Origin of the sequence: Pseudomonas fluorescens (assembly GCF_041354075.1) — a bacterium.
In the GTDB taxonomy this organism is placed as follows: Bacteria; Pseudomonadota; Gammaproteobacteria; order Pseudomonadales; family Pseudomonadaceae; genus Aquipseudomonas; species Aquipseudomonas fluorescens_CE.
The window spans coordinates 149308-174154 of the sequence record NZ_JARZGC010000004.1 but is presented as its reverse complement, the minus strand read 5'-3'; the positions used below and the strand labels follow the sequence as shown (position 1 = coordinate 174154).

The 24847-nt window shown below is 62.0% G+C and carries 27 protein-coding genes; 19 read left to right on the top strand and 8 right to left on the bottom strand.

What is annotated here, in order from left to right:
• Positions 1–11: 11 nt before the first annotated feature.
• The 8 genes from QIW53_RS06870 (at position 12) to QIW53_RS06835 (ending at position 7789) form a co-directional block, all read left to right on the top strand.
• Complete coding sequence (locus QIW53_RS06870; protein WP_371048886.1) at positions 12–2279, top strand: chemotaxis protein CheA; 2268 nt, start codon at positions 12–14, stop codon at positions 2277–2279.
• A gap of 50 nt (positions 2280–2329) precedes the next feature.
• A complete protein-coding gene (locus QIW53_RS06865; protein WP_371048885.1) occupies positions 2330–3466 on the top strand; it encodes a protein-glutamate methylesterase/protein-glutamine glutaminase in 1137 nt (378 codons plus the stop codon).
• Positions 3466–4206 carry a flagellar motor protein gene (locus QIW53_RS06860; protein ID WP_192302110.1) on the top strand — a complete coding sequence of 247 codons (741 nt, stop codon included), beginning with the start codon at positions 3466–3468 and terminating at the stop codon, positions 4204–4206. The genes QIW53_RS06865 and QIW53_RS06860 overlap by 1 nt, the downstream gene beginning before the upstream one ends.
• A 15-nt stretch (positions 4207–4221) precedes the next feature.
• Positions 4222–5112 carry a flagellar motor protein MotD gene (gene motD, locus QIW53_RS06855; RefSeq protein WP_371048884.1) on the top strand — a complete coding sequence of 297 codons (891 nt, stop codon included), beginning with the start codon at positions 4222–4224 and terminating at the stop codon, positions 5110–5112.
• Between the two features lie 43 nt (positions 5113–5155).
• Positions 5156–5944 (top strand): ParA family protein, encoded by a 789-nt coding sequence (locus tag QIW53_RS06850; protein ID WP_371048883.1) that lies wholly within the window; start codon positions 5156–5158, stop codon positions 5942–5944.
• A 1-nt stretch (position 5945) separates the two neighbouring features.
• Entirely contained in the window at positions 5946–6836 is an 891-nt protein-coding gene (locus tag QIW53_RS06845) for a CheW domain-containing protein (protein ID WP_371048882.1), read from the top strand.
• Between the two features lie 74 nt (positions 6837–6910).
• Positions 6911–7396 carry a chemotaxis protein CheW gene (locus tag QIW53_RS06840; protein WP_192302106.1) on the top strand — a complete coding sequence of 162 codons (486 nt, stop codon included), beginning with the start codon at positions 6911–6913 and terminating at the stop codon, positions 7394–7396.
• On the top strand, positions 7397–7789 hold the full coding sequence (locus QIW53_RS06835; protein WP_371048881.1) for a DUF2802 domain-containing protein: 393 nt from the start codon (positions 7397–7399) through the stop codon (positions 7787–7789).
• 117 nt (positions 7790–7906) lie between these two features.
• Here the strand turns inward: QIW53_RS06835 and QIW53_RS06830 are convergent, their stop codons facing one another.
• Together QIW53_RS06830 and fliK are read right to left on the bottom strand one after the other, a co-directional pair.
• Positions 7907–8236 (bottom strand): EscU/YscU/HrcU family type III secretion system export apparatus switch protein, encoded by a 330-nt coding sequence (locus QIW53_RS06830; RefSeq protein WP_371048880.1) that lies wholly within the window; start codon positions 8234–8236, stop codon positions 7907–7909.
• Complete coding sequence (fliK, locus tag QIW53_RS06825) at positions 8233–9801, bottom strand: flagellar hook-length control protein FliK (protein ID WP_371048879.1); 1569 nt, start codon at positions 9799–9801, stop codon at positions 8233–8235. The genes QIW53_RS06830 and fliK overlap by 4 nt, the downstream gene beginning before the upstream one ends.
• A gap of 196 nt (positions 9802–9997) precedes the next feature.
• Here fliK and ccmA point away from each other — a divergent pair, with 196 nt between their 5' ends.
• The 10 genes from ccmA to QIW53_RS06775 all read left to right on the top strand — a co-directional run bounded on the left by ccmA (position 9998) and on the right by QIW53_RS06775 (position 17386).
• Positions 9998–10633, top strand: a complete 636-nt coding sequence (gene ccmA, locus QIW53_RS06820; protein ID WP_371048878.1) for a cytochrome c biogenesis heme-transporting ATPase CcmA — start codon at positions 9998–10000, stop codon at positions 10631–10633.
• A complete protein-coding gene (gene ccmB / locus QIW53_RS06815) occupies positions 10630–11298 on the top strand; it encodes a heme exporter protein CcmB (protein WP_371048877.1) in 669 nt (222 codons plus the stop codon). The genes ccmA and ccmB overlap by 4 nt, the downstream gene beginning before the upstream one ends.
• A 95-nt stretch (positions 11299–11393) precedes the next feature.
• Entirely contained in the window at positions 11394–12149 is a 756-nt protein-coding gene (locus QIW53_RS06810; protein WP_371048876.1) for a heme ABC transporter permease, read from the top strand.
• Positions 12146–12322, top strand: coding sequence for a heme exporter protein CcmD (ccmD, locus tag QIW53_RS06805; RefSeq protein WP_064679077.1), 177 nt, complete (start codon positions 12146–12148; stop codon positions 12320–12322). Before QIW53_RS06810 ends, ccmD begins: the two co-directional genes overlap by 4 nt.
• The gene (gene ccmE / locus QIW53_RS06800; protein ID WP_371048875.1) at positions 12319–12774 is read left to right on the top strand and encodes a cytochrome c maturation protein CcmE; all 456 of its coding nucleotides are present in this window, start codon (positions 12319–12321) and stop codon (positions 12772–12774) included. The genes ccmD and ccmE overlap by 4 nt, the downstream gene beginning before the upstream one ends.
• A gap of 3 nt (positions 12775–12777) precedes the next feature.
• The gene (locus QIW53_RS06795) at positions 12778–14766 is read left to right on the top strand and encodes a heme lyase CcmF/NrfE family subunit (protein ID WP_371048874.1); all 1989 of its coding nucleotides are present in this window, start codon (positions 12778–12780) and stop codon (positions 14764–14766) included.
• On the top strand, positions 14763–15299 hold the full coding sequence (locus QIW53_RS06790; RefSeq protein WP_371048873.1) for a DsbE family thiol:disulfide interchange protein: 537 nt from the start codon (positions 14763–14765) through the stop codon (positions 15297–15299). The genes QIW53_RS06795 and QIW53_RS06790 overlap by 4 nt, the downstream gene beginning before the upstream one ends.
• Positions 15296–15769, top strand: coding sequence for a cytochrome c-type biogenesis protein (locus QIW53_RS06785; protein WP_201189702.1), 474 nt, complete (start codon positions 15296–15298; stop codon positions 15767–15769). Before QIW53_RS06790 ends, QIW53_RS06785 begins: the two co-directional genes overlap by 4 nt.
• A complete protein-coding gene (ccmI, locus tag QIW53_RS06780; protein WP_371048872.1) occupies positions 15766–16968 on the top strand; it encodes a c-type cytochrome biogenesis protein CcmI in 1203 nt (400 codons plus the stop codon). Before QIW53_RS06785 ends, ccmI begins: the two co-directional genes overlap by 4 nt.
• A gap of 13 nt (positions 16969–16981) precedes the next feature.
• A complete protein-coding gene (locus tag QIW53_RS06775; protein ID WP_371048871.1) occupies positions 16982–17386 on the top strand; it encodes a hypothetical protein in 405 nt (134 codons plus the stop codon).
• A gap of 158 nt (positions 17387–17544) precedes the next feature.
• Here QIW53_RS06775 and QIW53_RS06770 read toward each other — a convergent pair whose 3' ends face one another.
• Positions 17545–18750, bottom strand: coding sequence for an MFS transporter (locus QIW53_RS06770; RefSeq protein WP_371048870.1), 1206 nt, complete (start codon positions 18748–18750; stop codon positions 17545–17547).
• A 185-nt stretch (positions 18751–18935) separates the two neighbouring features.
• Between QIW53_RS06770 and QIW53_RS06765 the strand changes: the two genes are divergently transcribed.
• Complete coding sequence (locus tag QIW53_RS06765) at positions 18936–19862, top strand: methyltransferase domain-containing protein (protein ID WP_371048869.1); 927 nt, start codon at positions 18936–18938, stop codon at positions 19860–19862.
• Positions 19863–19948: 86 nt separating this feature from the next.
• On the opposite strand, the gene QIW53_RS06760 is transcribed toward QIW53_RS06765, so the two are convergent.
• The 5 genes from QIW53_RS06760 to hyi form a co-directional block, all read right to left on the bottom strand.
• The gene (locus QIW53_RS06760) at positions 19949–20944 is read right to left on the bottom strand and encodes a sulfate ABC transporter substrate-binding protein (protein ID WP_371048868.1); all 996 of its coding nucleotides are present in this window, start codon (positions 20942–20944) and stop codon (positions 19949–19951) included.
• A gap of 93 nt (positions 20945–21037) precedes the next feature.
• The gene (locus QIW53_RS06755; RefSeq protein ID WP_371048867.1) at positions 21038–21862 is read right to left on the bottom strand and encodes an ion transporter; all 825 of its coding nucleotides are present in this window, start codon (positions 21860–21862) and stop codon (positions 21038–21040) included.
• A 21-nt stretch (positions 21863–21883) separates the two neighbouring features.
• A complete protein-coding gene (locus QIW53_RS06750; RefSeq protein ID WP_371048866.1) occupies positions 21884–22798 on the bottom strand; it encodes an urea transporter in 915 nt (304 codons plus the stop codon).
• A 158-nt stretch (positions 22799–22956) separates the two neighbouring features.
• Positions 22957–23847: a 2-hydroxy-3-oxopropionate reductase gene (locus QIW53_RS06745; protein WP_371048865.1), complete on the bottom strand. Its 891-nt coding sequence runs from the start codon at positions 23845–23847 to the stop codon at positions 22957–22959.
• A 168-nt stretch (positions 23848–24015) separates the two neighbouring features.
• The gene (hyi, locus tag QIW53_RS06740; RefSeq protein ID WP_371048864.1) at positions 24016–24798 is read right to left on the bottom strand and encodes a hydroxypyruvate isomerase; all 783 of its coding nucleotides are present in this window, start codon (positions 24796–24798) and stop codon (positions 24016–24018) included.
• Between the last annotated feature and the right edge of the window lie 49 nt (positions 24799–24847).

Sequence of the window (24847 nt, the reverse complement as noted above, 5' to 3'; positions counted from 1 at the left end):
GCACACCCTTAATGAGCTTCGGCGCCGATGAAGAGATCCTTCAGGATTTCCTGGTTGAGGCCGGCGAGATTCTAGAGCAACTGTCCGAGCAACTGGTCGAGCTGGAAAGCCGGCCGGATGATGCAGACTTGCTCAATGCAATTTTTCGCGGTTTTCACACTGTAAAAGGGGGCGCCGGCTTCCTCCAGCTCAATGAGCTGGTGGAGTGCTGTCACATCGCCGAGAACGTGTTCGACATCCTGCGCAAGGGTGAGCGCCGCGTCGACTCGGAACTGATGGACGTGGTTCTCGAAGCGCTGGACTCGGTGAACAGCATGTTCGGCGAAGTCCGCGACCGCAGCCCGATCACGGCTGCCACGCCTGAATTGCTTGCCGCCCTGGCACGTCTGGCCGAGCCGCAATCGGCCGATGAAGCTGCGCCTGCGCCTGAAGTGGTGGAAGAACCACAAGCGCCGGCCGCCCAAGCCGAGTCGGGCGATATTACCGATAACGAATTCGAACAACTGCTGGACTCGCTGAACGCCGTCAAGGCCGAGGCCGAGGCACCGGCCGCCGCTCCCGTTGCAACGTCCGACGCGGCCAGTGATGAAATCACCGATGCCGAGTTCGAGTCGCTGCTTGACCAGCTCCATGGCAAGGGCCAGTTCGCCGCCGACGCGGTGGGCGCAGCGCCAGCCGCCCCGACCGCCGCCGCGCCGAAAGAGCCGGGCGACAGCTCCGACATCACCGACGACGAGTTCGAGGCACTGCTCGACCAGTTGCACGGCAAGGGTAATTTTGCGGTCGATGCACTGGAGTCGGCCATCGCGTCCGTCCCGGCTGCGGCTGCGCCAAATGCCGCAGCGGCGGGCAGCGACCTGATCACCGATCACGAATTCGAAGCGCTGCTCGACGATTTGCATGGCAAAGGCAAGTTCACCGAGGTGGGCGGCGGTGCCGCTGCTTCCTCTTCGGTCGCTACGCCTGTTGCCAAGGCCCCGGCTGCGGCCGCCAAGGCCCCCGAGCCGAAAGCTGAAACACCCAAGCCTGCTGCCGCTCCGACGCCTGCTGCTGCACCCGCACCTGCCCGTGCGGCGGCCGCGCCACCGGCGGAAAAACCAGCGAGCGAAGCCGAGACCACCGTGCGGGTCGACACCGCCCGTCTCGACGAAATCATGAACATGGTCGGCGAGTTGGTGCTGGTGCGTAACCGTCTGGTGCGCCTGGGTGCCAACAGCGCCGATGAAGCCATGTCCAAGGCGGTGTCGAACCTCGACGTGGTCACCGCCGACCTGCAGACCGCGGTCATGAAGACCCGGATGCAACCGATCAAGAAAGTATTCGGGCGCTTCCCGCGCCTGGTTCGCGACCTGGCACGCCAGCTCAAGAAAGAGATCAACCTGGAACTGGTCGGCGAAGAAACCGACCTCGACAAGAACCTCGTCGAGGCCCTGGCCGACCCGCTGGTCCACTTGGTGCGCAACGCGGTCGACCACGGCATCGAGTCGCCGGAAGAACGCGAAGCCTCGGGCAAGGCTCGGGGTGGCAAGGTCATCCTGGCCGCCGAGCAGGAAGGCGACCACATCCTGCTGTCGATCTCCGATGACGGCAAGGGCATGGACCCGAACGTCCTGCGCGCCATCGCGGTAAAACGCGGGGTGATGGACAAGGATGCGGCCGATCGTCTGAGCGACACCGAGTGCTACAACCTGATTTTCGCCCCGGGTTTCTCGACCAAGACCGAGATCTCCGACGTGTCGGGTCGTGGCGTAGGCATGGACGTGGTGAAAACCAAGATTTCCCAGCTCAACGGTTCGATCAACATTTACTCGACCAAGGGCCAGGGCTCGAAGATCGTCATCAAGGTGCCGTTGACCCTGGCGATCATGCCGACGCTGATGGTCATGCTCGGCAACCAGGCCTTTGCGTTCCCGCTGGTGAACGTCAACGAGATTTTCCACCTCGACCTGTCGACCACCAACGTGGTGGATGGCCAGGAAGTGGTGATCGTGCGGGACAAGGCACTGCCATTGTTCTACCTCAAGCGCTGGCTGGTCAGCTCCGCCGCTCACGAAGAGCAGCGCGAAGGCCATGTGGTGATCCTTTCGGTGGGCACCCAGCGGATCGGCTTCGTCGTCGATCAACTGGTGGGTCAGGAAGAAGTGGTCATCAAGCCATTGGGCAAAATGCTCCAGGGAACCCCGGGCATGTCGGGCGCCACCATCACCGGTGATGGCCGCATCGCGCTGATTCTCGATGTTCCGAGCATGCTCAAGCGTTACGCCGCACGGCGTATTTGATTCAGGGGGAGCGGGGCGACCTAGCCTCGCTCCCGCCTAACGGAGTGTTTATGGCAGTCAAGGTCCTGGTGGTGGACGATTCGGGTTTTTTCCGCCGCCGCGTCTCGGAAATTCTTTCAGCGGACTCCAACATCCAGGTCGTCGGTACGGCGACCAACGGTAAAGAGGCGATCGATCAGGCACTGGCCCTCAAGCCGGACGTGATCACCATGGACTACGAGATGCCGATGATGGATGGCATCACGGCGGTGCGGCACATCATGCAGCGCTGCCCGACGCCGGTGTTGATGTTCTCCTCGCTGACGCATGAAGGCGCCCGGGTCACCCTGGATGCGCTGGACGCCGGTGCGGTGGATTTCCTGCCGAAAAATTTCGAGGACATCTCGCGCAACCCCGAAAAGGTCAAGCAACTGCTGTGCGAGAAGATTCTCAGCATTTCGCGCAGCAATCGACGTGTCAGCGCCTACAGCGCGCCCGCGCCAACGCCTGCGCCAGCCCCGACCTCTGCGCCTTCCAGCGTCGGCAGTTACGGCAGCAGTGCGCCTGCGCGTTCGGCTGCAGCGCCGGTCCGTGCCCCTGCTCATGCGCCGGCACACGCCCCATCGTCGCCGGCGCCCAAGCGCAAGGCCTACAAACTGGTCGCCATCGGCACGTCCACAGGCGGCCCGGTTGCCCTGCAGCGGGTATTGACCCAGTTGCCGGCCAGCTTCCCGGCACCGATCGTATTGATCCAGCACATGCCGGCGGCCTTCACCAAGGCATTCGCCGAGCGCCTGGACAAACTGTGCCGCATCAGCGTCAAGGAAGCCGAAGATGGCGACATACTGCGTCCGGGCCTGGCCCTGCTGGCGCCGGGCGGCAAGCAGATGATGATCGATGGCCGTGGCGCGGTGAAAATCCTGCCGGGCGACGAGCGTCTGAACTACAAGCCGTGCGTGGATATCACCTTCGGTTCCGCCGCCAAATCCTACGGTGACAAAGTTCTGGCGGTGGTGTTGACCGGCATGGGCGCCGACGGCCGCGAAGGCGCGCGTCTGCTCAAGCAGGGTGGCAGCTCGATCTGGGCCCAGGATGAAGCGAGCTGCGTGATCTATGGCATGCCGATGGCCATCGTCAAGGCTGAGCTCGCCGACGCGGTGTATGGCCTGGACGACATTGGCAAACACCTGGTCGAGGCGTGCATCTGATGGACGTCCTCAGCCTTATCGGGATCATCATGGCGTTTGTCGCCATTATCGGCGGCAATTTCCTCGAGGGCGGTCACCTCGGTGCTCTGGCCAACGGTCCTGCGGCACTGATCGTGCTCGGCGGAACCATCGGCGCGGCGTTGCTGCAATCGCCCATGAGCGCCTTCAAGCGTGCCATGCAGATTCTCGGCTGGATCCTGTTCCCGCCTCGCGTCGACCTCGCCGGCGGCATCGACCGCGTGGTGAACTGGAGCCTGACCGCGCGCAAGGAAGGTCTGCTGGGCCTGGAAGGGGTGGCGGACGCCGAACCTGACAGCTACTCGCGCAAGGGCCTGCAACTGCTGGTCGACGGCGCCGAGCCGGAAGCCATCCGCAGCATTCTGGAAGTGGACTTCTACACCCAGGAGAGCCGCGACATCGAGGCCGCCAAGGTCTTCGAAAGCATGGGCGGCTATGCGCCGACCATCGGCATCATCGGTGCGGTCATGGGCCTGATCCACGTCATGGGCAACCTGGCCGACCCGGCGAATCTGGGCAGCGGCATTGCCGTGGCGTTCGTCGCCACCATCTACGGCGTGGCCAGTGCCAACCTGGTGCTGCTGCCGATTGCGGCCAAGCTCAAATCCGTGGCACTGCGCCAGTCCCGTTATCGCGAAATGTTGCTCGAAGGTATTCTGTCGATCGCCGAAGGTGAAAACCCTCGCTCCATCGAGTTGAAGCTTCAGGGCTTCATGGATTGATGGGGGGATTGAGCCGTGTCACGTCGCAGACGTCATGAAGAGCATGTGAACCATGAACGTTGGCTGGTTTCCTACGCCGACTTCATCACCTTGCTGTTCGCCTTTTTCGTGGTCATGTACTCGATTTCTTCGATCAACGAAGGCAAGTACAAGATCATTTCCCAGGCGCTCGTCGGCGTGTTCACTGATGCGGACCGCTCGCTCAAACCCATTCCCATCGGCGAAGAGCGGCCCAAGACCGTGACCCCGGCCAAGCCGCTGGTCAAAGACAGCGACCAGGTTGATGCGGGCATCGCCGGAGCCAGCGATCCACTCAAGAGCATCGCCGATGACATCAGCGCGGCGTTCGGCGACTTGATCAGCTCCAATCAGATGACCGTACGCGGCAACGAGTTGTGGGTCGAGATCGAACTCAATTCCAGCCTGCTGTTCGGCAGTGGCGATGCCATGCCCAGCGACGTGGCGTTCAACATCATCGACAAGGTGGCAGCGATTCTGAAACCGTTCGACAACCCGATTCATGTCGAAGGTTTCACCGACGATCAACCGATTCGCACTGCGCAGTACCCGACCAACTGGGAGCTGTCCTCGGCGCGTTCGGCGAGTATCGTTCGCATGTTGGCGATGCAGGGTGTGAACCCCGGTCGGATGGCCTCGGTGGGTTATGGCGAATTTCAGCCGGTGGCCAACAACGCCACGGCAGAGGGCAGGGCGCGCAACCGCCGAGTGGTGCTGGTGGTGTCACGCAATCTTGATGTGCGACGCAGCCTGACCGGTACCGGGACCGCCAATGCGCAACCGGATGCCGCGTTGAAGCGTGCTGGCACACAAACTGCACCTGCACCGGTCAAACCACCGGTACGAGAGAGCGCCGTCAATTCTCCGTCACCCGTATTAACACGTTGAGCTATTTCTCGGTCGACCGGTTCGGCCGGGAGGAACAATCCGAATGAGAGTCTGGGCCGTTGCCAATCAAAAGGGTGGTGTTGGTAAAACCACTTCCTCCATCGCTTTAGCCGGGTTGCTGGCTGAGGCGGGCAAGCGCGTGGTCGTGGTCGATCTCGACCCCCACGGCTCGATGACCAGTTACTTCGGTTACGATCCAGACAGCCTGGAGCACAGCAGCTACGACCTGTTCCTGCACAAGGGCAGCGTGCCGCAAGGCCTGCCCGGCCAACTGCTGTTGCCCACCAGCCATGCCAGTATTTCCCTGCTGCCATCGAGCACCGCGCTGGCGACGCTGGAGCGCCAGTCACCGGGGCAGAGTGGCCTGGGCCTGGTGATCGCCAAGAGCCTCGCGCAACTGTGGCAGGACTTCGATTACGCGGTGATCGACAGCCCGCCCTTGCTCGGCGTGTTGATGGTCAATGCCCTGGCGGCCAGTCAGCAACTGGTGATTCCGGTGCAGACCGAGCACCTGGCGGTCAAGGGCCTGGAACGCATGGTCAATACCCTGGCGATGGTCAACCGCTCGCGCAAGCAGCCGCTGGCCTTCAGCATCGTGCCGACGCTGTTCGACCGCCGCACGCAAGCGTCACTCGGCACCCTGCGGGTGTTGCGCGACAAGTACCCCGACGAAATCTGGCAGGGCTATGTTCCGGTCGACACGCGCTTGCGTGACGCCAGCCGTGCCGGTGTCACTCCTTCGCAATTCGACGGCAAGAGCCGTGGGGTGCTGGCCTATCGTGCCCTGCTCAAGCATTTGCTCGCGCAGCAATCCGTTGCGCAGGTGGCGTGAGATGAATCGTCCGGTAAAAATCACGTCCCGTCCGCAGCTTGCACTTCAGTCCTATCTGGACAACTTGCTGATGGACGCGACCGAAGAGGCGCCAGCGGAAATCGAAACGATTGCCGAGGTGATCGAGGTCGAAGCGGCCCTCGACGAGTTCCAGGCAGCGGTGCTGGAAGAGCAGGCCCGGGACGCGCAGAAGTCGCCGCAGGAAGCGGCGCCTGTTGCGGCTCCCGTTGCAGCACCGGTCGCTGCGCCTGTGGTGAAAGCGCCCGTGGCGCTGATCGATGGACCGGCCCCGGTCCTGGCTCCGGTGTCGACCATCGCACCGTTGCTGCAAGCGCTGGTGCCGCCGATCGTCGAGGTCCATCTGCCTCCTGGCAACACGCCGCCACCGGTAGAAACCGATGGTCGTCCCGCCTGGGCTGCCGACGCGTTCGAATGCCTGTTGTTCGATGTCGCCGGGCTGACCCTCGCCGTGCCGCTGGTGTGCCTGGGCTCGATTTATTCACTGGCCGGCCAGGAGCTGACGCCGTTGTTCGGTCAGCCGGAATGGTTTCTCGGGATCCTGCCGAGCCAGGCCGGCAACCTGAAGGTGCTCGATACCGCGCGCTGGGTCATGCCCGACCGCTATCGCGATGATTTCCGCCAGGGCCTGCAATACGTCATTTCGGTACAGGGCTACGAGTGGGGGCTGGCGGTGCATCAGGTCAGTCGCTCGTTGCGCCTGGACCCGAACGAAATCAAATGGCGCACCCAGCGTGGCCAACGACCGTGGCTGGCTGGCACGGTCATTGAACACATGTGTGCGTTGCTCGACGTGGCCGCGCTGGCCGAGCTGATTGCCAGTGGCGGCGCAAAACACCTGGGCGGCAGCAAGCCGGTCCACAAGCCAACATAAAAAACACGCGGGGCAAATGAGTTGCCATCGCACCGAACACACACCGCCAGGGCGGTTTTTCGAGGGGTCAGGGTATGAATGATAAGGCGTCGTCTGCAAAGGGTTCCGAAGATCCGATCCTGCAATGGGTAACCTTCAAGCTGGACAATGAGACCTACGGCATCAACGTGATGCGCGTTCAGGAAGTCCTGCGTTACACCGAGATCGCTCCGGTTCCGGGTGCCCCAAGCTACGTGCTGGGCATCATCAACCTGCGCGGCAACGTGGTCACCGTGATCGACACTCGCCAGCGTTTCGGCCTGATGAATGCCGAGATCAGCGACAACACCCGGATCGTCATCATCGAAGCCGACAAGCAAGTGGTCGGTATCATGGTCGACAGCGTGGCCGAAGTGGTTTACCTGCGTCAGTCGGAAATCGAAACTGCGCCGAACGTGGGTAACGAAGAGTCTGCCAAGTTCATTCAGGGCGTCTGCAACAAGAACAACGAACTGCTGATCCTGGTCGAGCTGGACAAGATGATGAGCGAAGAGGAATGGTCGGAACTGGAGAATATCTGATTGATTCTCGAGGTTGCGGTGATTGTCCTGTTCCTGTTCTGGGCAGGCACGCTGGCGATGTTCCTGGCGTACATTCGGGGTCAGCGGCAGATCGCCGCGCAACAGGCCCAAGGCGATGCGTTGCGTGATCAACGCATCAAGGAACTGGCCAGGCTGGTGGACAACTACCAGAGCGGCACTGTGCGCATGGGGCAAGACCTGCACGAATTGCGCGCGGTGGTCGCTCCGTTGCCGGACAAGCTGGCTCAACTGGAACAGCGCGACCCTTCAAGCCTGTCGTTTGCCCAGGCGGCGCGACTGGTCGGAATGGGCGCAAGCATCGATGAACTGACCCAGGCCTGCGGTTTGACCCAGGCTGAGGCGGAGTTGATGAGCAAGTTGCACAAGAGCTAGTCGTCTGCTTCCTGTAGGAGCGAGCATGCTCGCGATGGACGTGAACGATAACGTTGGCTGCCTGATGCACCGCGGTGTTCTGGCGTCCATCGCGAGCATGCTCGCTCCTACAAAGGCCTAATAGTCATCCCCACGGTCGGTCACATCCTTCTCGACCATCGGCGCATTCGGGTCCTGACCCTGCGGGAACTTGCCCTTCAGGTTCCAGGCAAACGCAATGATCTCGGCGATCGTGCGGTACAGCTCCTCCGGAATACTGTCTCCCAGCTCCATGCGCGCCAGCAGTCTCACCAGCTCGGCGTTTTCATAGATCGGTACTTCGTAGTCGCGGGCGATCCGCAGGATTTCTTCGGCCAGTTCCTCGTCGCCCTTGGCGGTCAGGGTCGGTGCGTGGCTACCGTCGTATTTGAGTGCGATGGCCTGGCGTGGGGCATTGGTGTTGTTCATGCGGTTTCGTCGACCCAGCGTTGTTCGAGACGGGTTTGCGGACCTTGGGGCGGTTTGCCCTGGTGGCAATCGAGGTCGCCCACGTTCAGGCCCGAGTCCAGCAGGCGTTGGCGAAGGGCGGCCAGGTTGCTTTCGATCAGGCTCGCCGTGTAGGGCCGTTCGGCCCACAACTGGCTCGACAGGCTGCCCTGAATCAGTTGCGCCTGGATCTGCAGCGGGCCCAGCGGTTCCATGTCGAACGCCAGATCGACGCGCCACAATTGCTGTTTGGGTTCGTCGCGGCGCTCCTGGGGCTGTTCCTTCTCCGGTGCTTCCTCGCGCTGAAACTTGACCTGCAGGGGCACGATGTCCTGCAAGTTGCGCATCGGGATTTCCAGCTGCCAGGTGCTCATCAGGCGACCGTCGCTGGTCACGCCGGTCTGCTCCAGGCTCGACAACTGGTGGCTTTGCAGGCGAGAAACCGCTGCGGCAGCCAAGCGCAGCAGGTGTTCGAGATCGTCTTCGCCTTCGGCGCTCTGCAACAGCCGCTCCGGGAGCGGAAAACCGGTGGGCGAGGGTTTGGCGCTGACCTGCCCGAGCATGCCGAGGGCATTGCGCACGAAACTCGGCATGGCCTGGGCGAGGGTGTTCGCCGCAAGGATCGCGCCGAGATTGGTATTGGCCGGCAACCCCTGGGTCACTTGGGCAATCAGCCTGAGCAGGTCAGCTTTCATGTCCGGCGCCTGTGCCGGATTCTGTCCACCCAGCAGCTTAGACTCGAGGAAGGCGCCACTGTTGGCCAGGGCCAGCGCCAGGCCCTTGGGCGTGCTCAACTGCTGAACGTCCGGCAGGCCGGCGAGCAACCTGCTCGCCGCTGCCCGCAGGTCGCTGGAGGTCTGGTCGGTCGCCGGCAGGTTCTGCAGTAATTTCAGCAGTCCGTCCAGCGAGCCTTGGCGGCTCTGTTGGCTGGCCAGTTGCTGGGCGACCGCCAGTTGTTCCTGACGGCTGCTCAGCGGCACGAATTTCAGGGTCTGGGTGTCTTGCACCTGGGCGCTGAGCAAGGTGCCGATGCGCAGGGGCGTCGGGCTGTCCAGGGTCAGCGTCTTGCCGCTCAACGCGGTATTGAGCAGGCTCACCAGCGAGCGAAAGACCGTCGGCTGGCCCGGCACTTGCGGCAGCACCTGGGACGTCAGCACCTTGCCTTGCAGCAGCGTGCCCACCGGCAGTTGTGCGGTGTCGATGCGGGTGAGGGCGGCGACGCTGGAAGCGATCGCCTGTTGCACCGTCACGGCCAGGTTGCCCGCCGAAGGCTGGGTGATCGCCAGGTGGGTGCCTTGGGGCAGCGGTTGGCCGCTGGTGGCCTGGACCGTGGTCTGGCGGCCGCTTTCGAGGGTGACCTTGAGCAGCAACTGGAAGGTCTGATCAGCCTGCTTCAGCGACAGCACTTCAGCCTTGGCGGACTGGCCGGGCGTGATCAGGCCTTCCATGGGTGTCAGCAACTTGAGCAGGTCCCCGCTGACCACCAGCGGCCGTGAGGTCGCGGGTGTGGGCTGCGGGAGCGGGAGGATGTTCATTTCGCCTGTCATACGCGGTCACAACCTGAAGAAATAGCCCTCATTAGAGTAGGGCATCGCATGTATAATGCCGCCCGTCTTTCGCAGAGTGGCAAAAACATTGCAATTGTTTGACGCAGCTCTCTAGAACAGGCTGCCATTGCGACTATGCTGCACCCCTTTAGCGGCCGCTGCGCTGCCGACTTGAACCCTGAAGGCCCGTGATCTCTTGACCAGTCCAGTCCTGCAAACCGTCGCACTCGCCTGTGAGCGAGACCTTCGACTGCTGTTCGAAAATCTCGATTTGAGACTGGCCAGTGGCGAAATGGTGCAAATCAGCGGCCCCAACGGCAGCGGCAAGACCAGCCTGTTGCGCTTGCTGTCCGGTCTGATGCAGCCGACGGCCGGGCAGATCCTGCTCAACGGCCAGCCGCTCAACGAACAGCGCAACGAACTGGCACGCAATCTGTTGTGGATCGGGCATGCCGCCGGCATCAAGGACCTGCTGACGCCGGAGGAAAACCTCAGTTGGCTCTGCGCCCTGCATCACCCGGCCAGCCATGAGGCGATCTGGAGCGCGCTCGAATCCGTCGGACTGCGCGGCTTCGAGGACGTTCCCTGTCACACCCTGTCCGCCGGCCAGCAACGCCGCGTGGCGCTGGCGCGGTTGTACCTCGACAGTCCGCCGTTGTGGATCCTGGACGAGCCGTTCACCGCGCTGGACAAGCAAGGCGTGGCGCAACTCGAATCTCATCTGGCCGGCCACTGCGAACGCGGCGGCATGGTGATGCTGACCACGCACCACACGTTGAGCCGCATGCCGGCCGGGTATCGCGACATTGACCTGGGGAATTGGGCAGCATGAGTGTGTTCGGTCTGCTGGTCGCCCGTGAGGCGCGTTTGTTGTTCCGCCGTCCTGCGGAGCTGGCCAATCCACTGGTGTTCTTCGCGATCGTGGTGGCGCTGTTCCCGCTGGCCGTCGGTCCCGAGTCTCAATTGTTGCAAACCTTGTCTCCGGGACTGGTCTGGGTCGCGGCCCTTTTATCGGTTCTGCTCTCGCTGGACGGGCTTTTCCGCAGTGATTTCGAGGACGGTTCCCTCGAGCAGTGGGTCCTTTCGTCGCACCCTCTGCCTCTTCTGGTTTTGGCCAAGGTACTGGCACACTGGGTCTTCTCCGGCCTGGCCCTGGTTTTGCTCGCTCCGCTGCTGGCATTGATGCTCGGCTTGCCGACCGCCTGTCTACCGGTGTTGCTGCTTTCCCTGTTGCTGGGTACACCGGTGCTGAGCCTGCTCGGTGCGGTGGGTGCAGCGCTGACGGTAGGGTTGAAGCGCGGTGGCCTGTTGCTGGCGCTGCTGATCCTGCCGCTGTATATCCCGGTGTTGATTCTTGGCAGTGGCGCCTTGCAGGCGGCCCTGATGGGTATGCCGGCGACCGGTTATCTGCTGTGGCTGGGTAGCCTGACCGCCCTGGCGATAACCCTGACACCCTTTGCAATCGCTGCTGGCCTGAAGATCAGCGTCGGCGAATAATAATGAGGTCTGATCAAATTTTGATCACTTCTTTTGACTGAAGAATGACCCAGCGCCGCTCGTGATGACGCGTGGCAACCGTGATGGAAACAGCAATGAACTGGACCTGGTTTCACAAGCTCGGCTCACCCAAGTGGTTCTATGGCATCAGCGGCAAGCTGTTGCCCTGGCTCAGCGTCGCTGCATTGCTGCTGATAGGCGTCGGCGCCGTCTGGGGCCTGGCCTTCGCGCCACCGGACTACCAGCAAGGCAACAGCTTTCGCATCATCTATATCCACGTGCCCACTGCGTTGCTGGCCCAGTCCTGCTACGTGATGCTCGCGGTGTGCGGCATCGTCGGGCTGGTGTGGAAAATGAAACTGGCTGATGTCGCCCTGCAATGCGCGGCGCCCATCGGTGCCTGGATGACCGCCGTGGCGCTGGTCACCGGCGCGATCTGGGGCAAGCCGACCTGGGGCTCGTGGTGGGTCTGGGATGCGCGACTTACGTCGATGCTGATCCTGCTGTTCCTGTACTTCGGTCTCATTGCACTGGGCAACGCCATCAGTAATCGTGACAGTGCGGCCAAGGCCTGCGCCGTGCTGGCGATTGTCGGCGTGATCAATATCCCGATCATCAAGTACTCGGTGGAGTGGTGGAACACCCTGCACCAGGGCGCGACCTTCACCCTCACGGAAAAGCCGGCAATGCCGGCCGAGATGTGGCTGCCACTGCTGCTGATGGTGCTGGGCTTCTACTGCTTCTTCGGCGCGGTGCTGTTGTTGCGCATGCGCCTTGAAGTGCTCAAGCGCGAGGCCCGCGCCAGTTGGGTCAAGGCGGAAGTGCAGAACAGCCTGGAGGCCGCTCGATGAGTTTTGCTTCATTCGGCGATTTTCTCGCCATGGGCCATCATGGCCTGTATGTCTGGTCGGCCTATGGCATCTGCCTGGCGGTGCTGGTTCTGAACGTGGCGGCGCCGGTCCTGGCCCGCAAGCGGTATCTGCAACAAGAGGCGCGTCGTTTGCGCCGGGAGAACGGCAAGTGAATCCGCTGCGCAAAAAGCGTCTTATCATCATTCTCGCGATTCTGGTCGGTGTCGGCGCCGCCGTCGGGCTGGCCCTGAGTGCCCTGCAAGAGAACATCAACCTGTTTTACACGCCGACCCAGATTGCCAATGGCGAAGCGCCGCTGGACACGCGCATCCGTGCCGGTGGCATGGTCGAGCAAGGATCACTGCAACGTTCCGGCGATTCGCTGGACGTGAAATTCGTGGTCACCGACTTCAAGAAATCCGTGACCGTCAGCTACCGCGGCATCCTGCCGGACCTGTTTCGCGAAGGGCAGGGCATCGTCGCCCTGGGCAAGCTCAACGCCGAGGGCGTGGTGGTGGCCGACGAAGTGCTCGCCAAGCACGATGAAAAATACATGCCGCCCGAAGTGACCAAGGCTTTGAAAGAAAGCGGTCAATCTGCGCCCACGCCCGTGAAGGAGGGTTGATCGATGACTTCCGGTCTTTTTATCCCGGAGCTGGGGCATCTGGCGATGATCCTGGCCCTGTGTTTTGCGTTGTTTCAGGCCGTGGTGCCGTTGCTCGGCGCCTGGCGCGGTGACCGCCTGTGGATGAGCCTGGCCCAGCCGGCTGCCTGGGGCCAGTTCGCCTTCCTGGCGTTTGCCTTCGGCTGCCTGACCTACGCCTTCATGGTCGACGACTTCTCGGTCGCCTACGTGGCCAGCAACTCCAACAGTGCGTTGCCGTGGTACTACAAATTCAGCGCCGTGTGGGGCGCGCACGAAGGTTCGTTGTTGCTGTGGGCATTTATCCTGGGCGGCTGGACCTTTGCGGTCTCGGTCTTCTCCCGGCAGTTGCCGCAGGTGATGCTGGCACGGGTGCTGGCGGTGATGGGCATGATCAGCAGCGGGTTCCTGCTGTTCCTGATCCTGACTTCCAACCCGTTCTCGCGCATCCTGCCGCAGATCCCTGCCGACGGCCGTGACCTCAATCCGTTGCTGCAGGACATCGGCCTGATCGTGCATCCGCCGATGCTGTACATGGGCTATGTCGGGTTCTCCGTGGCGTTTGCCTTTGCCATCGCCGCCTTGCTCGGCGGTCGTCTCGATGCCGCCTGGGCGCGCTGGTCGCGTCCGTGGACCATCGTCGCCTGGGCCTTTCTCGGCATCGGCATCACGCTCGGGTCCTGGTGGGCCTATTACGAACTCGGCTGGGGCGGCTGGTGGTTCTGGGACCCGGTGGAAAACGCCTCGTTCATGCCATGGCTGGTGGGCACCGCGCTGATTCACTCGCTGGCGGTCACCGAAAAACGCGGCGTGTTCAAGAGCTGGACCGTGTTGCTGGCCATCGCTGCATTCTCGCTGAGCCTGCTGGGTACGTTCCTGGTGCGCTCCGGCGTACTGACCTCGGTCCATGCGTTTGCCTCCGACCCTGAGCGCGGCGTGTTCATCCTGATGTTCCTGCTGTGTGTGGTCGGTGGTTCGCTGACGCTGTTCGCCCTGCGCGCACCGGTGGTCAAGAGCCAGGTCGGCTTCAACCTCTGGTCCCGGGAAACCCTGTTGCTGGGCAACAACCTGGTGCTGGTGGTGGCCGCGTCGATGATTCTGCTGGGCACCCTGTACCCGTTGATCCTCGATGCGATGACCGGTGCCAAGCTGTCCGTTGGCCCGCCTTACTTCAACGCGCTGTTCATTCCCCTGATGGCCGTGTTGATGGTGGTGATGGCGGTCGGCGTGCTGGTGCGCTGGAAAGACACCCCGGTCAAATGGCTGGTCGGCATGCTGACCCCGGTGTTGCTCGGCAGCGCCACGCTGGCCGTGGTGGCGGGCGTCGCTTACGGCGATTTCAACTGGGCGGTGATCGCGACCTTCATGCTCGCCGCGTGGGTATTGCTGGCCGGGGTACGCGACGTCTTCGACAAGACGCGCCACAAGGGCCTGATCAAGGGTCTGCCGACCCTGACCCGCAGTTATTGGGGCATGCAGGTGGCGCACCTGGGGATCGCCGTGTGCGCGCTGGGCGTCGTGCTGTCGAGCCAGAACAGCGCCGAGCGCGACCTGCGCCTGGCACCGGGCGAATCGATGGAGCTGGGGGGTTATCAGTTCCTCTTCGAAGGCGCCAAACACTTCGAAGGCCCGAACTTCACCTCCGACAAGGGCACCGTGCGGGTGATCCGCGACGGCAAGGAAGTCAGCGTGCTGCACCCGGAAAAACGCCTCTACACCGTGCAGAACTCGGTGATGACCGAGGCCGGGATCGACGCCGGGTTCACCCGTGACCTGTACGTCGCCCTCGGCGAACCTCTGGGCGACGGCGCCTGGGCGGTGCGGGTCCACGTCAAGCCATTCGTGCGCTGGATCTGGTTCGGCGGTTTGCTCACCGGCCTGGGGGGCGTGCTGGCCGCGTTGGATCGGCGTTACAGGGTCAAGGTAAAAAGCCGCGTGCGCGAAGCATTGGGCATGAGTGGAGCCACTGCATGAAACGTTGGTTGATGCTGTTGCCACTGGCGATTTTTCTGGTGGTCGCTGTTTTCCTGTATCGCGGGTTGTACCTGGACCCGGCCGAGTTGCCTTCGGCGATGATCGGCAAGCCGTTTCCCGAGTTCTCGCTGCCAGCGGTGCAGGGCGACAGGACCCTGACCAAGGCCGACATCCTCGGCAAGCCGGCGCTGGTCAACGTGTGGGGCACCTGGTGCATTTCCTGCCGGGTCGAACACCCGGTGCTCAACAAACTGGCCGAGAAGGGCGTGGTGATCTACGGCATCAACTACAAGGACGTCAACGCCGACGCCTTGAAGTGGCTGGCGGAGTTCCACAACCCGTATCAACTGGACATCCGCGATGACGAGGGCACCCTGGGCCTGAACCTGGGCGTGTACGGCGCGCCGGAAACCTTCTTCATCGACGCCAAAGGGATCATTCGCGACAAGTTCGTCGGCGTGATCGATGAGCAGGTCTGGCGCGAAAAACTGGCGGCCAAGTACCAGGCCCTGGTCGACGAGGCCAAGCCATGAAGCGCTGGATTGCCGCCGCCATTCTGGGCTTGAGCATCGCGGGCGTGGCCCACGCCGCCATCGACACCTACGAGTTCGCCAGGGAAGCCGATCGCGAGCGTTTTCGCGAGCTGACCAAAGAGCTGCGTTGCCCCAAGTGCCAGAATCAGGACATCGCCGATTCCAACGCACCGATCGCCGCCGACCTGCGCAAGGAAATCTTCCGCATGCTGGGCGAGGGCAAGGACAACCAGCAGATCATCGACTTCATGGTCGATCGCTACGGTGATTTCGTCCGTTACAAACCGGCCCTGACGGCCAAGACCGCGTTGCTCTGGTTTGGCCCGGCCGGCCTGTTGCTGGGCGGCGTGGTGGTCATCGCCGTGATCGTCCGCCGCCGGCGCGTGCAACAACGTGCCGAGAACCGGACCGAGCTTTCCTCTGAAGAGCGTGAGCGCCTCGACCAACTGTTGGATAAAAACCAAGAATGATTGATTTCTGGCTCGCTGCAGGTCTGCTGCTACTGGTTGCCCTGAGTTTTCTGCTGATCCCCGTTCTGCGCGGCCGTCGGGCCCAGCTTGAAGAGGATCGTACTGCCCTGAACGTTGCGCTGTATCAGGAGCGCGTGGCCGAGTTGCAGACCCAGCAGCAGGAGGGTGTTCTCGATAACGCGCAAATGGACAGCGGCCGTGCCGAAGCAGCGCGTGAGCTGCTGGCCGACACCGAAGGCGCCGATGCGTCGCGGGTGTCGCGCCTGGGCAAGACGTTACCGCTGCTGGCTGCCGTCCTCGTGCCACTGCTGGGTCTGGGGCTTTACCTGCATTTCGGTGCCAGCGACAAGGTCGAACTGACCCGTGAGTTCGCCCAGGCGCCGCAATCGATGGAAGAAATGACCCTGCGCCTGGAGCGCGCCGTCGCCGCTCAACCGGATTCGGCCGAAGGCCTGTATTTCCTCGGGCGGACCTACATGGCGCAGGATCGTCCTGCCGACGCGGCGAAGATCTTCGAGCGCACGGTCAATCTGGCTGGACGTCAGCCCGAACTGTTGGGGCAGTGGGCCCAGGCTCAGTATTTCGCCGATGGCAAAAAATGGTCGGACAAGGTCCAGGCCCTGACCGATGAAGCGTTGAAGGCCGACCCGAAAGAGGTGACCAGCCTCGGCTTGCTGGGCATCGCCGCGTTCGAGAGTGCGCGTTATCAGGACGCCATCGACTATTGGACGCGCCTGCTGACGCAATTGCCGCCGGAAGATAATTCCCGCGCTGCGCTGCAGGGCGGCATTGACCGGGCCACGGAAAAACTCGAAGCCAGTGGCGGCAAAGTCGCCCAGGCTGCCGTCGCCACGAAGGCGGCGCTGCTCAAGGTCAGCGTCGATCTGGCACCGGAACTCAAGGCCAAGGTTCAGCCGGGCGACACGGTGTTCATTTTCGCCCGCGCCGTTTCCGGCCCCCCGGCACCGCTGGCCGCCAAACGCCTGACCGTGGCCGATTTGCCGGCGACGGTGGAGCTGGGCGATGCCGATGCAATGATGCCGCAGTTGAAACTGTCCAACTTCCCTGAAGTCCAACTGGTTGCGCGCATCTCCCGCGCCGGTCAACCGGCTGCCGGTGAATGGGTCGGTCGCAGCCAGCCTCTGGCCAGCAGCACCACCGCCGCGCAAAAACTGACCATCGACAGCCCGGACCAATAACAGGAAAGCCGCCATGACCGCTATCGCACGTATCACTCTCCTCAGTCTGGTGTTGGGGTTAAGCGCGTGTGCGGTCCAGCGACCCGAGCCGACACCGCTGCCGCCGATTCCGCCCGCGCAGCCCAGCCCGACGCCTTCGACAAGCCCGGCGCCCGGCAAGCCGAGCGTGCCCGCCAAACCGGCCAAACCGCTGCCACGTACCTCCGCCAGCTTCGCGCCACCGCCGGGTGGCAACAGCCACTGGGACCAGAAGATGGGCGTGTATGTGCTGGATGACCAGCCCAACACCTTCTATCGCCAGCGCACCTATTACCGCTGGAACAACGGCTGGAGCCGCTCGATCAGCCCCAGCGGGCCGTGGGAAGATACCGATATCCACGGCGTACCGGGTGGCCTGGGACGGCAATTCGGGCAATAGGAAAAGGCGACCTCCGGGTCGCCTTTTTTGTGCCTGTTGAATACCGGAAAGTGGGAGCGAGACCGGTTTGCCGCTGATGGCGCTGGCGGGCTTGCCCGCGAAGAGGTCGACAGAGTCAACAGAGATATCAGCAGACCTGCTCGTGAGCTTTTGCTGCGCTATGCCGACGCCAACGAAGCCTTCTGTGAAACACTCAAAAAACGCAACAATGCCAACAGTGGAAAGGTGCTGCCCACGATCACGATCCACAACCAGCCACCGTGCTCGTACACCGCACTGGCCACCGAGGAGCCGAACGCGCCACCGATGAAAATGCTGGTCATGTACAGCGCGTTCAGGCGACTGCGGCTTTGGGCGTCCAGGGCGTAGACCGCGCGCTGGCCCAGGACCATGTTCATCTGCACGCAGAAATCCAGAACCACGCCGGTGACCGCCAGGCCGATGACGCTGTAGACCGGATGGATGAAGGCGGGCAGGAAGCTCAGGCTGGCGAACAGCAAGGCGAGCAACGAAGCGATGCGGGTGTACCCGGCGTCGGCCAGGCGACCGGCAATCGGCGCGGCGATGGCACCGATGGCGCCCACCAGGGCGAAGATCGCGATCTGGGTTTGCGACAGACCATGACTGCGTGCCAGTTCCAGCGGTACGGCGGTCCAGAACAGGCTGAACGTTGCGAACATGCAGCCCTGATAAAACGCCCGCTGGCGCAGGACCGGCTGTTGTCGCAGCAGTGTCCACAGCGAACCTAGCAACTGGCCATAAGAGGCACTGTGATCGGGCTGGCGCTTGGGTATGGTCAGGGCGAGCACGATGCTGATCGCCGCCATCAACAGCGCCGCGATCACAAACATCGCGCGCCAGCCAAAATGGTCGGCCACGACACTGGACACCGGTCGCGCCAGCAGAATCCCCAACAGCAGACCGCCCATGATGCCGCCGACGACCCGGCCGCGTGTCTCTTCCGGCGCCAGATGCGCTGCCAGCGGAATCAGGATCTGCACCGACACCGAGCTGAACCCCACCAGCAACGAGATCAACAGGAACACGTTCGGTTGATCGGTGAACGCAGCGCCCAACAGGCTGGCGATGGCCACCACCGTGGTGATGATCATCAACCGGCGGTTCTCCAGCAGATCGCCCAGCGGCACCAGGAAAAACAGGCCCAACGCATAGCCGATCTGGGTCAGCGACACGATCAGGCTGGCCAGGGTGCTGCTCAGGCCGACGTCCGGCGCGATCAGGTCGATGATCGGTTGCGCATAGTAGATGTTGGCGACGATGGCGCCGCAGCAGAAGGCAAACAGCAGCACCATGCCTTGGGTCATTGTCGCGGCGCTATTGGGCACCCGGTTCGCTGGGGTCATGAGGTGTCTCGTTGAGCAAATGAAAGGCGCGCAGCCTAAGCGACTGATCGAAGTGGCGGAAGTGGGGTCGGGCTGATAGTGCTCAATGTTTTTTCCCGCTTGCCGATAGCCTTTGAACGTGGATACGATTTCCCGGTTTTTTTCAGATGCTGCCTGGAGCCGTCTCCCAGGGATTTGGAGTCGATATGAGTGTGCAGGGCATGGCTTTGGCCAGCAAGTATTGTCAGGGCTCAGGTCTGGAGGTCGGTGCCGCCGCGCACAACGCCTTTTACCTGCCGGACTGCATCAACCTGGGGCCTTCCGATGGCGAGTCCTTCCTGTATCCGCAGGACCTGGTGGACTACGGTCATTACAAGAAAGAGCAAGCGAACTATAACGTAGCCTCCGCCAGGGTCGACGCGCTGGGCGACTTCCTGGCGATACCTTTCGCTGACGACACCTTCGATTACCTGATCAACTCCCATGTGATCGAGCATGTCCCCAACCTGTTCGCGGCCTATGTCGAATCGTCGCGAGTGGTAAGGGACGGTGGCGTGTTCTTCTGCATTTTCCCGAAACGCACCGCCGAACCTACCGATCGACCGCGTGCGTTGACCTCCCTGGATCAAATGATCGACACCTATGAAAAGCGTGTCGACATGGACTCCGTACCCACCGATACGTGGCGCTGTCATTATCTGGTGTTCTCTCTGCAAAGCATGATCCGAGCGATCAACCTGATGAACTCCGTCGGGTTGGGCCACTGGCTGATCGAATGCGTTGAAGAGACGGATTCCAAGGTCGGGAACGGTCACACCGTGGTGCTCAGGAAGCAGGTCGGGTTGTCCGCTCTGGTCTACAAGGACATCAAGCAGTTCAATGAAGTGTTCAATGCACACCTGACGGCACAAGAGCTGGGCAAGGCGCTGCACATGGTCAAGGTCGCCTTGTCGTTCGACTTCTTCAATGCCCACTTCCTGTACCTGGCGTTTGCCCTCAACTGCCAGTTGGACAATATCCGGGAGGGCATCGAGTTTTTGCGTCAGGCCTTGATCATTGACCCGGAAAATGAAGAGTATCGTCGGTTGTTTATCCAGTTCACAGGCGGACCCTACATCAACCCCGTACTGTAAGACGGTCGGGCGTCGGCAGCCTCGTCGGGTGATAAACCGACAAAAAAAGGCGACCTTGAAAGGTCGCCTTTTTTCATGGTTCCAGATTACTGCGTGTAGATCTGGTCGAAAATCCCGCCGTCATTGAAGTGGGTTTTCTGCACGGTGCGCCAGTCGCCGAAGGTTTTTTCCACGGACAGGAAGTCGACTTTCGGGAAGCGATCGGTGTACTTGGCCAGTACCGCCGGGTCGCGCGGACGCAGGTAGTTGGCGGCGGCAATTTCCTGGCCTTCAGGCGACCACAGGTACTTCAAATATTCCTCGGCAGCGGCGCGGGAGCCTTTTTTCTCGACGACTTTGTCGACCACCGACACCGGTGGCTCGGCTTCGGCGGACACGCTCGGGTAGATGACTTCGAACTGGTCGCGACCGAACTCGCGGGCAATCATTTCCGCTTCGTTCTCGAAGGTCACCAGCACGTCGCCGATCTGGTTGGTCATGAATGTCGTGGTGGCGGCGCGGCCACCGGTGTCGAGCACCGGCGCCTGTTTGAACAGCTTGCCTACGAACGCCTTGGCCTTGTTCTCGTCGCCGCCGTTTTTCAGCACGTAGCCCCAGGCGGACAGGTAGGTGTAGCGGCCGTTACCCGAGGTTTTCGGGTTCGGCACTATCACTTGCACGCCGTCCTTGAGCAGGTCAGGCCAGTCTTTGAGGGCTTTCGGGTTGCCTTTGCGCACGATGAACACGGTGGCCGAGGTGAAGGGCGCGCTGTTGTTCGGCAGGCGCGTGACCCAGTTATCCGGAACCAGTTTGCCGTTGTCCGCCAGGGCGTTGATGTCGGTGGCCATGTTCATGGTGATGACGTCAGCCGGCAGGCCGTCGATGACCGAACGTGCCTGTTTGCTGGAACCGCCGAACGACATCTGGATGGTGATGTTTTCCTGGTGTTCGGCTTGCCAGTGTTTCTGGAACGCAGTGTTGTAGTCCTTGTAGAAATCGCGCATCACGTCGTAGGACACGTTGAGCAGGGTCGGTGCGGCCTGAGCCACGCTGGTCAGGGCCAGGCCTGCGGCCAGAAGTGAGGCGCCAAAGAGTTTTTTCACTGCGCATTCCTTGTTCGAGATTAAAGGTGAGGCATTTTGCCAGCGACTATAACCGGGCGGGCATAGGCCCTTAAAGATTAAAAAGCACTTTGCTTATTCCAGTTTCTTGAACAGCGCGTTGCCGCAGCGTGAACAGAACGCAGCGCCGTGTTCGTGGCTGTTTTTCTTGCAAACCGGGCAATCGTGCTGCAGTTGTTCGCCACGCAGGGCGTTGGCCAGTTCGGCGGTGAAGATCCCGGTCGGTACGGCGATGATCGAGTAACCCGTGATCATCACCAGGGACGAGATCACCTGGCCCAATGGGGTCTTCGGCACGATATCGCCGAAGCCCACGGTGGTCAGGGTCACGATAGCCCAGTAAATACCCTTCGGAATGCTGGTGAAGCCATGCTCCGGGCCTTCGATCACGTACATCAAGGTGCCGAAAACCGTGACCAGGGTGCAGACGCTGACCAGGAATACCACGATCTTCTGCTTGCTGCCCCGCAGCGCCGCCATCAGGTAGTTGGCTTGCTTGAGGTACGGGCTGAGCTTGAGCACGCGGAATATCCGCAGCATCCGGATGATCCGGATGATCAGCAGGTACTGGGCGTCGGCGTAATAGAGGGCGAGGATGCCTGGCACGATGGCCAGCAGGTCCACCAGCCCGTAGAAGCTGAAGGCGTAGCGCATCGGCTTGGGCGAGCAGTACAGACGCAGGATGTACTCACCGAGAAAGATCGCCGTGAAGCCCCACTCGATATACGCCAGCACATCGGCGTAGTTCTTGTGGACGGTGTCGATGCTGTCGAGCATCACAATCACCAGGCTGCTGAGGATGATCAACAGCAAAATGCCGTCGAAACGCCGACCGGCCCGGGTGTCGGTCTGGAAAATCATTATGTAGAGCTGTTCACGCCAGTTCTTGCTGCTGTCCATGGATAACGCCTGAATCGAAGATCAGCGCAGCCTAGGTTGATTGTCGCTGTGAGCGCAAGGTGTGCCATCGGGCATATGGGTACCGATCATTCGAAGGCCCGCGCGGATCAGCCAGCAGGCGAGGATGAACGGGGCGGTCAGTGTCGCCAGGCCAACGGCAGCGAACAGAGGGGTCAACAGCAATGCCAGGGCAATGCCCAGCAGTGGCAGCCAGGGTTGCCGGCGCTGCGTGCTGAATGCGAGCGCGGCCAGCACCGCGTTGTAGCCGCCCAGTCCCAGCAGCGCGGTGTGGGTTTCATGGTGCAGCAGGTTGGAAGCCAGACCGAGCATCGAGGCCATCAGCGCCCAACAGAAGGCCCGGCGATTGGCGATCAGCAAACCGGCGGCAATCATCGCCCCCGCCAGCGGATGCTCGAGGAACATCACCTGACCGAGCGCCCTGAACGGGGAGGCAGCCAGATTCGCCGTGTTCAACTCGATCAGCGGAGGGGTCATTGAAGGCGCGGCAAAACTCAGCAACAGCCAGCCAAGCCCCACGAACGGCGCGGTGTAGAGGGGCATGCCTTGATTGACGCGAATTCGCTTGAGCCACTGCTGGGTCAGCATCGCACTCAAGCCGCCGGCTGCCAGGATCAGCAGCGGCATCATCGGCGACCAGGGGTAATGCAGGCTCAGCAACAGGCCGAGCAACACGCCGTTGTAGCTGAACAAGCCAGCCTGGCGGTCAGCCTTGGCGTAGTTGCGTCGTTGTGCGGTGAGCAAGCCAGCCACGCCTCCGAGCAGGGCGCCGCCCAATAAAGCAGGGGCGGTGAACAGGATCGCGCTCAGGCACAAAAGGCCGCAGAACGGATGGCGCTGGAGGAATATCTGACTGAACCCATTGAGCAAGGCTTCGGCCCAGTCGGGGCAGTGGGTGTTGAAGTGATTGGCAGGCATGGCAGTTCAAGATGTCAGTGGGACCGAGTTGTCCCATCGCGAGCAGGCTCGCTCCCACACCATTCACTGTAGGAGCGGGCTTGCCCGCGATGAAGTCAGCTCGGTGTAACGGATATACCGCATTCCCTGAGTCGCGGGTCCCACAAAAGGGGGGACGTTTACCGATCGCGAATCGAAAAGTTCGCCATGTGTTCCAGGCCCTTGATCAGCGCCGAATGGTCCCAATTGCTGCCACCGATGGCGGCGCAGGTGCTGAACACTTGCTGGGCGTTAGCGGTGTTCGGCAGGTTGATGTTCAGCTCCTTGGCGCCTTGCAGGGCCAGGTTCAGGTCCTTCTGGTGCAGGCTGATGCGGAAGCCAGGGTCGAAGGTGCCCTTGATCATGCGCTCGCCATGCACTTCGAGAATCTTCGACGAGGCGAAGCCACCCATCAGCGCTTCACGCACCTTCGCCGGGTCGGCACCGTTTTTCGAGGCGAACAACAAGGCTTCGGCCACCGCCTGAATGTTCAGCGCGACGATGATCTGGTTCGCCACTTTCGCGGTTTGCCCGTCGCCATTGCCACCGACCAGGGTGATGTTCTTGCCCATGGCCTGGAACAGCGGCAGGGCGCGTTCGAAGGCATCCGACTCGCCGCCGACCATGATGCTCAGGGTCGCGGCCTTGGCGCCGACTTCACCGCCGGACACCGGGGCGTCGAGGTACTGCGCGCCTTTTTCGTTGATTTTGGCGGCGAAGGCCTTGGTCGCGGTCGGTGAGATCGAGCTCATGTCGATCACCACCTTGCCCTTGCCGACGCCGGCAGCTACACCGTCGGCGCGGAACAGCACTTCGTCCACCTGTGGGGTGTCCGGGACCATGACGATGATGAATTCGGCTTCCTGCGCGACTTCCTTCGGGTTGGCCAGTGCGATGGCACCCGCGGCGACCAGATCGGCCGGGGCAGCATCGTGGTGCGCGGACAGAAACAGGCTGTGACCGGCTTTCTGCAGGTTCGCCGCCATTGGGTGGCCCATGATGCCGGTGCCGATGAATCCGATTTTAGCCATGAGAAATTCCTCTTTTTATTCTGATGCTGCAATGCAGTCCTGAAGACGCATCAAGTTCACTGTGGGAGCTGGCTTGCCAGCGATGGCGGTGTGTCAGGCGACGTATTTGTCAGGTGTGCTGCCGCCATCGCGGGCAAGCCCGCTCCCACAGGGTTTCGGGTTGTTCGTTCAGATCGCGTTGTGGGTTTTCAACCAGCCCAGGCCCGCTTCGGTGGTGGTCAGCGGCTTGTATTCGCAACCCACCCAACCCTGGTAGCCAATGCGATCCAGGTGTTCGAACAGGAAGCGGTAGTTGATTTCACCCGTGCCCGGTTCGTTGCGTCCCGGGTTATCGGCCAGCTGGATGTGGTTGATCTCGCCCAGGTGCGCGGCCATGGTGCGGGCCAGGTCGCCCTCCATGATCTGCATGTGGTAGATGTCGTATTGCAGGAACAGGTTGGCGCTGCCGACCTGCTCGCGAATCGACAGGGCCTGGGCCGTGTTGTTCAGGTAGAAGCCCGGGATGTCGCGGGTGTTGATCGCTTCCATCACCAATTTGATACCCGCTGCCTGCAGTTTGTCGGCCGCATACTTGAGGTTGGCGACGAAGGTCTTTTCCACGGTGGCGTCATCGACGCCCTGGGGGCGAATGCCGGCCAGGCAGTTGACCTGGTTATTGCCCAGCACCTGTGCGTAGGCGATGGCCAGGTCGACGCCATTGCGGAACTCTTCGACCCGATCCGGCAGGCAAGCGATACCGCGCTCGCCTTTGGCCCAGTCACCGGCCGGCAGGTTGAACAGCACCTGGGTCAGGCCATTGGCATCGAGCCTGGCCTTGATCTCGGCGGAGCTGAAGTCGTAAGGGAACAGGTACTCGACACCACTGAAGCCGGCCTTGGCGGCGGCTTCGAAACGGGCGAGAAAATCCTGCTCGGTGAACAGCATGGACAGGTTGGCTGCGAAACGCGGCATGGTGGTCTCCGTGTATCAGTGAGGTCCCTGTGGGAGCGGGCTTGCCCGC

Coding starts and splice junctions, on each gene's coding strand:
- QIW53_RS06830 (WP_371048880.1), bottom strand. CDS start 8,236: ATGAACAACACCAATGCCCCACGCCAGGCCATCGCACTCAAATACGAC.
- QIW53_RS06775 (WP_371048871.1), top strand. CDS start 16,982: ATGACCGCTATCGCACGTATCACTCTCCTCAGTCTGGTGTTGGGGTTA.
- QIW53_RS06750 (WP_371048866.1), bottom strand. CDS start 22,798: ATGCCTGCCAATCACTTCAACACCCACTGCCCCGACTGGGCCGAAGCC.
- hyi (WP_371048864.1), bottom strand. CDS start 24,798: ATGCCGCGTTTCGCAGCCAACCTGTCCATGCTGTTCACCGAGCAGGAT.
- ccmD (WP_064679077.1), top strand. CDS start 12,146: ATGAGTTTTGCTTCATTCGGCGATTTTCTCGCCATGGGCCATCATGGC.
- QIW53_RS06870 (WP_371048886.1), top strand. CDS start 12: ATGAGCTTCGGCGCCGATGAAGAGATCCTTCAGGATTTCCTGGTTGAG.
- ccmB (WP_371048877.1), top strand. CDS start 10,630: ATGAGTGTGTTCGGTCTGCTGGTCGCCCGTGAGGCGCGTTTGTTGTTC.
- QIW53_RS06810 (WP_371048876.1), top strand. CDS start 11,394: ATGAACTGGACCTGGTTTCACAAGCTCGGCTCACCCAAGTGGTTCTAT.
- ccmI (WP_371048872.1), top strand. CDS start 15,766: ATGATTGATTTCTGGCTCGCTGCAGGTCTGCTGCTACTGGTTGCCCTG.
- QIW53_RS06860 (WP_192302110.1), top strand. CDS start 3,466: ATGGACGTCCTCAGCCTTATCGGGATCATCATGGCGTTTGTCGCCATT.
- QIW53_RS06795 (WP_371048874.1), top strand. CDS start 12,778: ATGACTTCCGGTCTTTTTATCCCGGAGCTGGGGCATCTGGCGATGATC.
- QIW53_RS06840 (WP_192302106.1), top strand. CDS start 6,911: ATGAATGATAAGGCGTCGTCTGCAAAGGGTTCCGAAGATCCGATCCTG.
- QIW53_RS06745 (WP_371048865.1), bottom strand. CDS start 23,847: ATGGCTAAAATCGGATTCATCGGCACCGGCATCATGGGCCACCCAATG.
- QIW53_RS06755 (WP_371048867.1), bottom strand. CDS start 21,862: ATGGACAGCAGCAAGAACTGGCGTGAACAGCTCTACATAATGATTTTC.
- fliK (WP_371048879.1), bottom strand. CDS start 9,801: ATGACAGGCGAAATGAACATCCTCCCGCTCCCGCAGCCCACACCCGCG.
- QIW53_RS06845 (WP_371048882.1), top strand. CDS start 5,946: ATGAATCGTCCGGTAAAAATCACGTCCCGTCCGCAGCTTGCACTTCAG.
- QIW53_RS06790 (WP_371048873.1), top strand. CDS start 14,763: ATGAAACGTTGGTTGATGCTGTTGCCACTGGCGATTTTTCTGGTGGTC.
- QIW53_RS06770 (WP_371048870.1), bottom strand. CDS start 18,750: ATGACCCCAGCGAACCGGGTGCCCAATAGCGCCGCGACAATGACCCAA.
- QIW53_RS06785 (WP_201189702.1), top strand. CDS start 15,296: ATGAAGCGCTGGATTGCCGCCGCCATTCTGGGCTTGAGCATCGCGGGC.
- QIW53_RS06865 (WP_371048885.1), top strand. CDS start 2,330: ATGGCAGTCAAGGTCCTGGTGGTGGACGATTCGGGTTTTTTCCGCCGC.
- QIW53_RS06765 (WP_371048869.1), top strand. CDS start 18,936: ATGAGTGTGCAGGGCATGGCTTTGGCCAGCAAGTATTGTCAGGGCTCA.
- QIW53_RS06850 (WP_371048883.1), top strand. CDS start 5,156: ATGAGAGTCTGGGCCGTTGCCAATCAAAAGGGTGGTGTTGGTAAAACC.